This window comes from Streptomyces thioluteus (genome assembly GCF_039535865.1).
The window spans coordinates 18,768-31,323 of the sequence record NZ_BAAAXZ010000132.1 but is presented as its reverse complement, the minus strand read 5'-3'; the positions used below and the strand labels follow the sequence as shown (position 1 = coordinate 31,323).

Here is a 12,556-nt window from a genome sequence, read left to right as displayed (position 1 = left end):
AACCCGCGACAGCTCGGCCAGAGATCGATGTGCTGAGGCTAGCTGGGAGAACTTCCTCTCCGGACGAAGTCGTCACTCAAGGCCCAGACGGCTGCACACATGTGGGGATTCTGGCTGTTCCGCCTCGGCGTGGCTGGCGATAGGGCCCGAAACGCCAGACGGGTTGACGGCACGAAGCTGCGACCGCAGCGCCGCCGGTCGCCACCGCGGTGTGCTGCGCCGATAACGCGGGCCGTCCAGGCAGTGGCCGCAGGTCCCGACCCCCGACGATCACCGCCGCATCGCCCCCGGTATACCGCGAAGTGCCCACGGTAGCACGGGGCTTCCGTGGCGAGTCCGATGCTCGAACGGATCGTCACCGACGGGGCACAACCGCACCGCCGTGGTGGACCCTTTGGTCCGTCCTGCGTCGGCGCAACGCGACGGGCTGTCACGCACGGGGACCGGTGATGCAGCGGTATCGGGCGGAGATCCGGCTGGACGCCGCGCTTCGTCGACCGAAAGGTCGGCGAAGGCGTCTACAAGGAGCTGCTGCGCCTTCGTCACGGAGTATGCGCGACATGCCCGACACCCGGCGCGACGGCGCGGGGACCGATTCCTCGCGGACTTCGCCCGCGGACCTCCACGGCAGACCACGACACCGCCACAGCGTGGAGCGGCTGAAGTCGGAGGTCCTGGGGCGCGGCGAGACCCGAGGTGCAGGACCTCATCACGCCTCGGCGTGGGCCTCGGTCCGGGCGATGGTGGTGGCCGCATCAAGAGAGGACGAAAACGCAGCGAATGGTCTGCGCATCCGCGCCCGTGGCCGCGATCCTCTCGCTCGGGCGCCCACGGAGTCCTCCGGACGAGAAGCTGCGAGGCGAAGTGGGACGGGCTGGCTGGAGGACGCCCAGCGTGGTGCATGTCCGTTGCCGAGTACGGACGAGATCACTTCCTGCATCACGGAGGACGGTGGCGGGTGGGACGCGGAGCAGACGCGCGGAAGATCATGAGGCACCATCATATCGGGCGGGACCTGACAGTTCATCAGGATACACGGCAACGGTGGTGGAGGGCGCGGCGGGATTGCTGATCTAACGGCTCCGTCGAGGTGTTGGTGTCCTGTGCACCACTGGTCCCGCTCCTCCCCAGAGGGGGCTAACCCACATTTCGCGTTTCCCGCAGGGTCTGCCGCCGTGCCAACGCGTGCGCAGCGCGTCGCGGGTCCTGGGGCGACCAGCCCGGAAGAACACGGTGAAGGGCGGGGGGGTGCCAAGGAAGAAAAAACCCACCCGCAAACATCGGGTTGCCCGCACGATGCTGAACGTCACGCCATCCTCTGTGTCATGGCCCACCCTACTGTGCTCTACTCGGAGCCCTCCCACCTCGTCGACGCGTCCACCAACCGTCCTCGGGCCTCCCCTTCCTCGTCTTCTGCGCTCCTTCCAGGCCACCCTTCCCTCAACCCGTTCGCCGTCTCACCTCCGACCCGCGAGCGACCGTAAGCGGCGGCCGCGCATGAGCAACGATTCCGCCGTCGCCGACAACGGTCTTCGGCGCTACTTTCCATGACTCGTTCCACCATGTACGCCCCTTCGGCCTTCCTCAGCCGTCCCGGTGGCCGGGGCGCAGCACGCGCGGCGGCAATCACCGAGGGGTCCGTCGGCCGACGCAGCCCGGGCACGGTATGATATGGGTTGCTGATGGCCGGCGAGGCATTCACCAGCTTCAGGATACCTGGGCGCGGCCGGCTGGGGCTACAACTTCGGCGCCCCCCGTCTTATCGTCCTCGCCTAACCTCTCCTGCGGCACGGATCGGCTACGTCGTCGGACCGACCCTGTGGTCGTACGCGCGCGAAGCACGGCAATGGTCTCGATGCACCGACTTGGTCGCCCACCGCTACGGGAAGCCCTGGCTCGTGACGCACTGTCGACGGCCTCGCGGACCGTCTGACCTGCCTGCTCCTCCATCCCACGCTGCAGATCCACCGGCATGGGCGTCGTCGTCTCGTAACAATATCCTACGGCTCGCGATAATCAGCCTCGACGGGCCTATTCATCGACACCTTCGCCGTCACACGGCCATTCGTCGTGAGTCAGCGGATCTCGCGCCGAGCGCAGCGCCTGGGTCATCGCAGTCCTCACAGGACGTGCTTCGTCATCGGCACGCTCAGTCGTTTCCTCGCGATCTCACATCCACCGCGCACTACATTCGACGGCGAGGGCCCTCCTCGGACCGCGCGGTGGCCGAGAAGCCGCAAGTGGCTGACGCTCATGCGGCCAAGGCTGGCAGCGGCCTGGGCGGGCACCTGGTTCGCGACCACGAGAATTCTCAATCGCTCACGTCGTCATCTTTCACCGACGACGTGGCGGTATACCTCGGCGCGCGCAGCGCCCGACGACCTGCACGGACGCAAGCGGTTGTGCTGCTGCCGGTAATACAAACGTTGCTTGCTGTTGTGCCATGCTGCGGGCTGGCCGCGCTCTTTCGTCTCTCGTACCCGGACTGACCGGCGGGGTTTCAACCCTGGCGCTGTTCAAGCTGGTCGTTGGGACTCCGCTCCCGGCCTGGCTGGTCGGTCGTCGGCGTGGCGGCGGCGACGCTGTCGTACATCGTCCATGGCCGTGTTCTGCTGGTCATCGGCACGATGGGGGCAAGAGCGTGCTCGGCTGTTCCCCGCGCCCACGGTGCGTCCGCGGCGGCTAAGCTCGTCTCGTTCTTGCCCACTCCCTGCGCGCGGGGCGCAGACGTGGCATTGGCTAGCTGAGCTGTCACGCGAATTCTCTGAACCCTTCTGACTCTGTTGTCTTACGACTTTCCATCGCATCTCCAAAACCATACGGCCGTAGTCCGGTCCCCCTCTATTTCCTACGAGGGCATCGTGCCCACGCATTGTACCTCCGCATCTATTATGTCCTATTGCGATTCCTCGCTAGCTCTCTGTAGGCTGGTTTCCTATACCCGTGACGAATAGGTGCGCTGCCCTCTCCTCCCTCTTTTCATTCTGAGACGGTATCGTACATCGGACGGCAGCTTTCTCTCTTCCCCCGCACACTGGTTACTGCGACAGCTTGGTACTTACTCACCGAGCCCATCCGACCGCCGTCCTTTCCTCCGGGGGCGTTGAACGCGGGCCAAGTCGCCTGGGCCAGGTGGCCCGCTGAACGCCGCGCCCGTGCCCTCGCGGTCGTCTTGCTCGGTGCCCGAAGCGAGTGACGACCGTCGGACGCGGAGGTGCTTGGGCCAGTGATATCGCACACCTCCCGCGTCGCTTGCCTCGTCTCATGTGGCGACGTTTTTAGTATTAGTGAAGACCTATTGTACCAGCGTCAACCGAACCGCTTCCCGATCGAGGGGAGGCACGCGATGACACACACTTTTCGTTGGTATAACGCCACGCCCACCCGCTCAAACACGCCCGTTGTTCCTCCACGCCCTCTGCTCGCCGAACTGCTGCTCGCGCAGAGGCGGCTTGGTGAGAGGTCCCTGATGAGCGGCGGTCGCCATCGCTCGACGACCCGCATCGGAGCGGCCCTGGGCGCTGTGCGCCCGCGCTGTCTCCGCGTCGGCACGGGCGGCCGATCACTCCAGCGCCATACGCATCTCGCCATCTAAGGACACCAGGTTGACTGCGACCGCACTGCGTCATCTCTGTCCCATGCATGCGACCCCACTGACCCAGAGGACGGCGCAGCATGGGCACCATGGCCGTCCTCGTCCTCAGACGGCGCGTAGGTGCCCGAACTTTTTTGCCCGCCGTGAGCTACTCGCGCGGTCGTCACGCCGAATTGCACTTCCTCGGCACGACCGAGATCCCTGAAGGGCTTGTCAGCTCATGTCCTTTTCGTTCCCTGTGTGTAATGCGTGAACGTGCCGACATGTTACTTCTGAACTCCGACGTCTCCCTTCACGGCGCCTTGATCAACGCCGCAGATCTCCACGCGCGTCCTCACCGCACGTGGCGTTTGTCTCTCACTGTGTCTATTTCAGGTCGCTGCAAACCCCTGCCTGGTTCCACGCCGCCCGGGGCGAGCGGGCAGGACCGTCCGCGCTCCCCACAAACTGGGCCGATTCGTGGTCGCAAGCGAAGCTTGTGAATGCATAACCCTCTGCCGCGGCTTGCAGAGGCCAGACGAGCTCACCGGAAGGGACAATTCACGGGACAGTGATCACCTCTCTCTTTTTCCACTGTAACTCAACTCTCATCCGTTTGTAGCTGCGTTGCTTCCTGCTGCGAGTACCCGCATCGACCTCAATCACGTGTCGATATCTCCTTCGGTAGAGCTCGGTCATGCCTGCTGCAGCCGCTCGGGGTTCTTCCCGTGCTTGCGCCGCAGCTCGGCCAGTTGGGGCGCGAGAGCGGTCCTGGCCCGCTCGCCCCGGGCGGCGGAACGGGCCAGGGGGTGCAGGGCGAGCCGTACGCACAGGGTGAGGACCACGATCGCGGCGGCCGTCGCCGAGGCGCCGAGGACGGGTTCGAGAACGTCGGCGACGTGCGACAGCAGTGCGCCAAGGGAACGGAAAAAGGACATGGTTGAGCCCTTCGGGGTCTCGTCGTGCCGGAGAAGTGCATTCGGCGTGACGAGCCGCGCTGTGGCTCGGCGGGAAGAAAGGGCGAGCGCCTACGCGGCCGTCGGGAGGAGACGGCCGGGTGCCCTGGGCCTGCGCCGGCCCCGGGCGTCGGGGTCGCGCTGGGACAGGAAGGCGGTGCGCGACTCCCTGTCCTTGATGGCGGTGCGTATGCGCGTGGGAGTGAGCGGGCCGCCCGTGCCGACGGCGGAGACGAGCGCGGCGCACAGCGCCAGGGCCGCTCCGATGGCGGTCGTCGAGGCGATGGCGACCGCGCTCATCAGGACGCTCACCAAGCCGCTCTGCGCGAGCAGCAGTTCGGCGAGCAGGGCGAGGAACACGCTGACGTGCGTGCGTACCACGGTGTTCATCGCGTCCTCCCCCGTCGAAGCCCGTTCGTTCGTTCAGTCGTTCCGATACTAGACGTCGCCACTGACAGCCGCACCGGGCGGGTGCGGATCACTGGCCAGCACCTCCGCGTCCGGCCGGTCGTCCACCGGCTTCGGGCCCAGCAGGGACACCGCGAGGGCGACGACGAGGTTCACGCCCAGGGCCAGCGCGCCCGCGTTCACGCCCCACACCGGGTCGTGCTCGGTGAAGACCAGCGCGCAGACGAGTGCGCCGCCGGCGACGAGGCCGCTCAGCGCGCCCCATAGCGTCAACTTCCGCCACACCAGGCCCAGGAGGATCATGGGGACGAGCTGGGCCATGCCCTCGTAGGAAATGAGGGAGAGACGGACGAGCGTGTTGGGGGCGGCGTACGTCAGGGCGAGGGCCAGGGCGCCCGCTGCCACGACCACGGTCTGCGCCGCGAACCGCTGCCGCCGCGGACGCCCGTGGAGCGCGGGGACGAGCCCGAGCACGCTCTTGCCCCACATCGTGCCGATGACCAGCATGAACACGGCCATGGGGACGATGGACGACAGCGCCGCCGCCACGCCGACGAGGCCGACCAGCCAGGCCGGGAGCGAGTCCACGACCAGCTTGAACAGCGCCAGGTTGGAACCCGCGCCGGTCAGTCCGGGGACGACGAAGAGCGCGGCCAGGCCCAGCAGCATGGGCACGAACAGCAGCACGTTGTAGACCGGCAGCAGCACCGCGTTGCGCCGCAGGGCGTCGGCGCTGCGCGCGCCGAGGTAACCGGCCACGGTCGTCGGGAAGATGACGACGGTGAGCGAGTTGAGGAAGCTCGTGGTCGCGAACCAGGTGCCGCCCAGGCCGCTGCCGCCGTGGCCGCTGAGCGTCAGCCACTGCGGCTTCTCGGCCACCAGCCGGTCGAGGAAGGGCCCGTAGCCGTCGAAGTAGTGCGCGGGGATGTAGATCGCGAGGAACGCGAGCGTGCCGATGACGAGCACGTCCTTGAGGACCGAGACCCAGGCGCTGCCGCGCAGTCCGCTGACCACGACGAAGGCCGTGGTGACGGCGAAGGCGATGAAATAGGCCCAGTCGAGGCTGATCGCGCCGTAGGAGATGGTCGAGACGACGACGCCCATGCCGGTGATCTGCAGCTGGATGTAGGGCAGGAGGCAGACGGTCGCGAGGACGGCGACGAGGGCGCCGAGCCAGGGCTTCCCGTAGCGGTGGGCGACCATGTCGGTGATCGAGACCAGGCCGTGCTCGCGCGCGTACGACCACAGGGTCGGGCCGACGACGTAGCCGATCGCGTAGCCGCAGGAGAGGTAGGCGATGACGTAGAGGACGGGGGCGCCGAAGTTGTAGCCCCAGCCGGCCGCGCCCAGGTAGCTGAAGCTGGTGTAGCCCTCGCCGGCCATCAGCACCCAGATCATCACCGTGCCGAGGCTGCGTCCGCCGACGGACCACTCGGTGATGCCGCCGCCGGCGCCCCGGCCCCGGACGGCGAGGAGGCCGAGGGCGACGGTGAGGAGCATGAAGGCGCCGAAGACCGTTGTCGCGACGGCGGAATCGGTGCTCATGCGCGGCCCCGCTTACGGTCGCTGCGGCGGGCGAGGTGGACGGCGACGGGGGTGAGGAGGGTGGCCAGGAGGAGCCAGAAGAAGAGGAAGGGGAGGCCGAGGACGGTGGGGTGGACGCGGTCGGCGAGGGGGAGGGCTCCGAGGTAGAGCACGTAGGGGGCCAGGAGCCAGAGGAGGGCGGGACGTTTCAGCACGGGGGCAACCCTAGGTTGCGGGTGGGTTTTTTCCTTGCCCCTCCCCGCCCTTCACCGTTTCTTCCGGGGCTGCGCCCCGGGGCCCGCGACGCGGCTGCGCCGCGTTGGCAGGGGCGCAGCCCCTGCGGGAAACGGCGAAATGGGGGTGCCCCCTCTGGGGGAGGGACCGGGGCCGGTCACACCACCAACCGCGACGCCGTATAGATCAGCAATCCCGCCAACGCCCCCACCACCGTGCCGTTGATCCGGATGAACTGCAGATCCCGCCCGATATGGGCCTCGATCTTCCGCGACGTCTGCTCCGCGTCCCAGCCCGCCACCGTCTCCGTGATCAGGGACGTGATCTCGTCCCGGTACGTCGTCACGACATGCACCGCCGCGTCCTCCAGCCAGCCGTCCACCTTCGCCCGCAGCTTCTCGTCCGAGGACATCCGGGCGCCCAGCGAGAGGATCGCGGCCCGGGCGCGGATGCGCAGTTCGCTGCGTTCGTCCTCGGCGGCGGCCACCACCATCGCCCGGACCGAGGCCCACGCCGAGGCGATGAGGTCCTGCACCTCGCCGCGCCCCAGGACCTCCGACTTCAGCCGCTCCACGCGGGCGCGGGTGTCGGGGTCGGACTGGAGGTCGCGGGCGAAGTCCGCGAGGAAGCGGTCCACCGCGCCGCGCGCCGGGTGGTCGGGCATGTCGCGCATCTCCGTGACGAAGCGCAGCAGCTCCTTGTAGACGCGCTCGCCGACCTTGCGGTCGACGAAGCGCGGCGTCCAGCCGGGAGCGCCGCCGGAGACCGCCTGCATCACCGAGTCCCCGTGCGTGATCAGCCAGTCGCGGGCCCGGACGCACACCAGGTCCACCACCTTGCGGTGGCCGCCGTCGGTGACGATCCGTTCGAGCATCCGGCCCAGGCCCGGCGCGACCTCCTGCGCGTCCGCGCGGCGGGTGATCGCCTCGCCGACCACGGCCTGGACGTCCGCGTCGCGCAGCACCCGCAGGGCACCGCGCAGCGCGGTCGCCAGCTCGGCCGTCACCCGGTCGGCGTGTTCGGGCTCGGCCAGCCAGGCGCCGAGGCGGGAGCCGATCCCCACGGTGTGCAGCCGGCGCCGTACGACGTCGCCGGAGAGGAAGTTCTCCCCCACGAACTCACCGAGGCTCTGGCCGAGCTGGTCCTTCTTGGTCGGGATGATCGCCGTGTGCGGGATGGGCAGGCCGAGCGGCCGGCGGAAGAGCGCCGTGACCGCGAACCAGTCGGCGAGCGCGCCGACCATGCCCGCTTCCGCGGCGGCCGCCACATAGCCCGCCCAGGCGCCCGCGCCGGCCGACTGCGCCCATTTGGCGAGGGCGTAGACGAGCGCGACGGCGAGGAGGAGGCCGGTGGCGAAGGCCTTCATCCGGCGCACGCCACGGCGTTTGAGGGCGTCCGCCTCGCTGTAGATGAAGCCGGTCATCCGTACCACCCGTCCACGCTGCCTCCCTCTCGTCGGGAAAGCCCATTGTCTCCGCGGGCCCCCTACGGACGACTCGGGGAACGCCCCCGAGGTTCCCCCCGTCTTGCCGGGTGCCCCCGGCCGCCCCGGCCTTCCCCGGCACCCCGTGGAATCATGAAACCCGGTGATCGTTCCGTGGGGCGCCCGTGCGGACCCCCGGCGTCCGCCGCCTTCCGTCCCAGGAGACTCCCGCGATGACCAGGCCCCCGCTGTCCCGCAGCACCGCGCTCGCCGTGGTCGCCGCGCTGGCCGCCGTCGTGACGCTCGTCTCCGGCGCGGTCCTCCTCGGGGCGGCGGGCGGGCACGGCGGGGGCGACGGGGGCGACGGGCCGCCCGCGGCCGTCCGGACGCAGGAGGCCGCGCCGGCCGCCGCCGGCACCTGGACGGGCTCCTGGGCCGCCGCGCCGGCCGCGGCCGAGCCGCGCACCGGGGGGAACGGGCTGGCCGGTACGAGCATCCGCAACGTCGTCCACACCAGCGTCGGCGGTACCGGGGCCCGCGTGCAGCTCTCCAACCTCTTCGGCAACCGGCCGCTGCACATCGCCCACGCCTCGATCGCCGTCTCGGCCGGGCCGCGCACGGCCGCCGCGGTACCCGGCTCCATGCGCCGGCTGACCTTCGGCGGCCGGGCCGCCGCGGTCGTGCCCGCCGGGCGGGCGACCGTCAGCGATCCCGTGCCGCTGCCGGTCGCGCCCGCGTCCGATCTGCTCGTCACCGTGTACTCGGCCGTCCCGTCCGGCCCGGTGACGCTGCATCCGCACGCCCGGCAGCTGTCCTGGCTCGCCCGGGGCGACCGGACGGAGGACGCCGACGGGGCGCGCTACACCACCCGGACCGCGTACTGGCGGTACGTCACCGCCGTCGACGTCTGGGGCACCCGCGCGGCCGGCTCGGTCGTCGCGATCGGCGACTCCATCACGGACGGCGTCACCTCGACCGTCGGCGCCGACCAGCGGTGGACCGACCACCTCGCGGCCCGCCTGCGCACGGAACGCGGCGCCCCGCGCTTCGGGGTCCTCAACGAGGGCATCAGCGGCAACCGCATCCTGCTGAGCAACCGTGGCCGGTCCCCGGCCAACAACCCCAGCGCGCTGGACCGCTTCGACCGCGACGTGCTGGACCGTACGGGCGTACGGGCCGTCGTGATCGAACTCGGCGTCAACGACATCCTGCGGCGGCCGCAGCAGCTCGACCCGCGGCGGATCGTCGCCGGGCTGCAGCAGCTGGTGGCCCGCGCCCACGAGCGCGGCCTGATCGCCGTCGGCTCCACGCTGACGCCGTTCGGCGGACACCTCGGGGCCGTGCCCCGGCAGGAAACGGTGCGGCTGGCGGTGAACGCGGAGATCCGGGCCGGGCGGGTCTTCGACGCGGTCGTGGACTTCGACCGGGTGCTGCGCGATCCGGCGGATCCGCAGCGGTTGCTGCCGGCGTACGACAGCGGGGACCGGCTGCATCCGAACGACGCGGGGTACCGGCGGATGGCGGGGGCGGTGGATGTGGGGGTGCTGGGGCGCGGACGCGCGGCGTCGGGCCTGTGAGTTCGCCCCCGCCCCGCCCTTTCACCGTTTCTCCCGGGGCTGCGCCCCCGCACCCCTGTTTCCGGGGCTCCGCCCCGGACCCCGCAACCGCGCTCCGCGCGGTTGTCCTCAAGTGCCGGACGGGCTGAAATGGCGCGCCCGGACCTGAAATCCAGCCCGGCGCACAATGCAGCCCGGGCGCGCACCATCAGCCCGTCCGGCGCTTGAGGACTGGGGGTACCCCCTCTGGGGGAGCCCGCAGGGCGCTTCAGGGGGCCAGGGGCGCAGCCCCGGTCAGGGGGTCCAGGGGGCGAAGCCCCCGGTGGGGCGCAGGGGCGAAGCCCCGCCCACCCCGCGCGGAGCGCGGACCCGCGGCCCACCGCGCGGAGCGCGGACCCCGCGCGGCAGCGCGCAAGCGGGGTGGCGCAGGGGCGGCAGCCCCTGCGGGAAACGGTGAAAGGGCGGGGTGGGGGACCGGCTAACCCTCGCGTTCGCCGCGCTCGCGGCGGACCACCTCCACCCCGCCCCAGAACGCCAGCCCGGTCACCCGGACCCGGACCCGCACCACCGGTGAACCCGGCGCGCTCCCCTCGCCCTCGCCCTCCCCCTTCGAGCCCTTCGAGTCGAAGCCCCCCATGATCCCGACGCCGTCCACCCGCACGTCCAGGTCCGGCGGCACGACGACCTGGATGCCGCCCATGATGGCGACGCAGCGGATCGTCACCTCGCCGTCCTCGAAGGACGCCTCGCGCAGATCGATCTGCCCGCCGCCCCAGAACGCGAAGCCCGTGAAGCGGCGCGGCACCGTCCACCGGCCGTGGCGCCGGAAGCCGCCCATGACGGCCACTCCGAGGGAGGACGTCGGGCGGCCGCCGACACGGGCCTCGACGGCCGGGGCAGGGGCGGAGGCGGGGGCCGGCACCGCCGGCAGGTCCCGGACCAGCGGCTCCAGTTCGCCGCGCGTCCGCGCCTTGTACGCCGCGTCCAGCCGCTCCCCGAACTCCTCCATGTCCAGGCGGCCCTCGGCGACCGCCGTGCGCAGCACCTCGGCGACGCGTTCGCGCTCCGCGTCCGACACCCGCATATCCGGAAGTTCACTCGACATGGTCATCAGAGTAGGGCGTCGTCGGGGCAAGGCCCCGGCCCTCGTACAGCCGGGCGATGACCTGCTCGATGTCCGGCTCCCGCACCGAGAGGTCCACCAGCGGATACCGTTCGGCGACGGCCGCCACGACCGGCGCCGCGGACCGCGCGGCCGGAAAGGCCAGCCACTGGCGCGGCCCCTCCACGCGTACCACCCGCGCCCCTGGAACGTCCTCCATCGGCGGTGACTCCCGCTCCAGGTCCACCACCAGCATCCGCTCGCTCTCCCCGACCGTGTGCAGTCCGTCCAACGTGCCGTCGTGGACGAGCCGTCCGTGGTCGATGACCATCACCCGTCGGCACAGTTGCTCGATGTCCGTCAGGTCGTGCGTGGTGAGGAGCACGGTCGTGCCCCGCTCGGCGTTGACGTCGCGCAGGAAGCCGCGGACCTTCGCCTTGCTCACCACGTCCAGGCCGATCGTCGGCTCGTCGAGGTAGAGCACCTCGGGGTCGTGCAGCAGCGCCGCCGCGATGTCGCCGCGCATCCGCTGCCCCAGCGAGAGCTGGCGGACGGGGACGTCCAACAGATCGGCCAGGTCGAGGAGTTCGACGCAGCGTTCGAGGTTGGCGCGGTAACGGGCCTCGGGGATCCGGTACATGCGGCGCACCAGCCCGTACGAGTCCCGCAGCGGGAGGTCCCACCACAGGGTCGTGCGCTGGCCGAAGACGACGCCGATGCGCCGGGCGAGGCGCGTGCGGTCGCGGGACGGGTCGATGCCGGCGACGCGCAGCCGGCCCCGGCTGGGGACCAGGATGCCCGTGAGCATCTTGATCGTCGTGGACTTGCCCGCACCGTTGGGGCCGATGTACCCGACCATCTCGCCGCGCGGCACCCGGAAGCTGATGCCGTCCACCGCCCGCACCTCGCGCCGCTCCCGGCGCAGCCGTCCCGTCCGTCGCCGTACCTCGAACACCTTCTCCACATCGGTGAGTTCGATCAGATCATCCATCTCTCAACTCCCCGTGCTCCGATAGCTCCTGAGCCCCGCCCGCCATGCCAGCCCCGAGAGCCCGAGCAGCAGCAGGGCGACGGCCGGTCCGCAGAACGCCACCCACCCGGGCAGGTGCAGCGGATCGTCGCGGCCCAGCAGCCACAGCGCGGGCAGCCAGTTGACGAAGGCGAGGGGCACGACGAAGGTCGCCCCGCGCACCAGCTCCTTCGCGAACACCGTCGGCGGGTACTGCAACAGCGTGCACCCGCCGAAGGTGAAGGAGTTCGACACCTCGGACGCGTCGGACGCCCAGAACTGGAAGGCCGCGCCGGCCAGGAAGACCGCCGCGAAGATCGCCGCCCCCGTCACCACCATCACCACCGCGAACAAACACCCGTCCCGGCGTCCACACCACGTCCACCCGCGCCACGCCCCACCCCAGCACCACCGCCCCCTGCCCGATCCGCCCGATCCGGCGCAGCGCGAACCGGTCCGCCGCCACCTGGACGAGCACCGGCACCGGACGGACGAGGAACTGGTCGAACGTGCCGTCGCGCACCCGCCGCCCGACCCGGTCCGCGTTGCCCAGCACCAGATCCGCCAGCCCGAAGGAGGTGCAGGTCGTCCCGTACAGCAGCGCGACCTCGGGAAGGGTGAAGCCGCCCAGCGCGTCGATGTGCGAGAACATCAGCAGGATGGCGACGAAGTCCAGGGCGCTCACGGCGAAGTTGCCCAGCGCCGTCAGGGCGAAGGACAGCCGGTACGCCATCGTCGAGCGCACCCACATCCCGGCGATCAGACCGTAC

8 protein-coding genes and 1 pseudogene are annotated in these 12,556 nt (G+C 70.5%); 1 reads left to right on the top strand and 8 read right to left on the bottom strand.

The features are described from left to right. Positions 1–4,269: 4,269 nt before the first annotated feature. The 5 genes from ABD794_RS17515 to ABD794_RS17495 form a co-directional block, all read right to left on the bottom strand. Complete coding sequence (locus tag ABD794_RS17515) at positions 4,270–4,512, bottom strand: hypothetical protein (RefSeq protein ID WP_344964466.1); 243 nt, start codon at positions 4,510–4,512, stop codon at positions 4,270–4,272. A 90-nt stretch (positions 4,513–4,602) separates the two neighbouring features. Beyond that, on the bottom strand, positions 4,603–4,920 hold the full coding sequence (locus tag ABD794_RS17510; RefSeq protein ID WP_344964464.1) for a DUF6412 domain-containing protein: 318 nt from the start codon (positions 4,918–4,920) through the stop codon (positions 4,603–4,605). 48 nt (positions 4,921–4,968) lie between these two features. Further along, the gene (locus ABD794_RS17505) at positions 4,969–6,483 is read right to left on the bottom strand and encodes a sodium:solute symporter family protein (RefSeq protein WP_344964462.1); all 1,515 of its coding nucleotides are present in this window, start codon (positions 6,481–6,483) and stop codon (positions 4,969–4,971) included. Beyond that, on the bottom strand, positions 6,480–6,677 hold the full coding sequence (locus ABD794_RS17500) for a DUF3311 domain-containing protein (protein WP_344964460.1): 198 nt from the start codon (positions 6,675–6,677) through the stop codon (positions 6,480–6,482). The genes ABD794_RS17505 and ABD794_RS17500 overlap by 4 nt, the downstream gene beginning before the upstream one ends. A gap of 176 nt (positions 6,678–6,853) precedes the next feature. Beyond that, positions 6,854–8,287 carry a DUF445 domain-containing protein gene (locus tag ABD794_RS17495; protein WP_344964487.1) on the bottom strand — a complete coding sequence of 478 codons (1,434 nt, stop codon included), beginning with the start codon at positions 8,285–8,287 and terminating at the stop codon, positions 6,854–6,856. 65 nt (positions 8,288–8,352) lie between these two features. Here ABD794_RS17495 and ABD794_RS17490 point away from each other — a divergent pair, with 65 nt between their 5' ends. Further along, positions 8,353–9,696, top strand: coding sequence for an SGNH/GDSL hydrolase family protein (locus ABD794_RS17490; RefSeq protein WP_344964458.1), 1,344 nt, complete (start codon positions 8,353–8,355; stop codon positions 9,694–9,696). A gap of 457 nt (positions 9,697–10,153) precedes the next feature. Here ABD794_RS17490 and ABD794_RS17485 read toward each other — a convergent pair whose 3' ends face one another. From ABD794_RS17485 to ABD794_RS17475, 3 genes and pseudogenes are all read right to left on the bottom strand, one after another. After that, positions 10,154–10,780 (bottom strand): DUF1707 SHOCT-like domain-containing protein, encoded by a 627-nt coding sequence (locus tag ABD794_RS17485; protein ID WP_344964485.1) that lies wholly within the window; start codon positions 10,778–10,780, stop codon positions 10,154–10,156. Beyond that, entirely contained in the window at positions 10,770–11,768 is a 999-nt protein-coding gene (locus ABD794_RS17480; RefSeq protein ID WP_344964456.1) for an ABC transporter ATP-binding protein, read from the bottom strand. Before ABD794_RS17480 ends, ABD794_RS17485 begins: the two co-directional genes overlap by 11 nt. Before the next feature lie 3 nt (positions 11,769–11,771). Continuing rightward, positions 11,772–12,537: pseudogene (locus tag ABD794_RS17475) on the bottom strand (ABC transporter permease). Positions 12,538–12,556 lie beyond the last annotated feature (19 nt).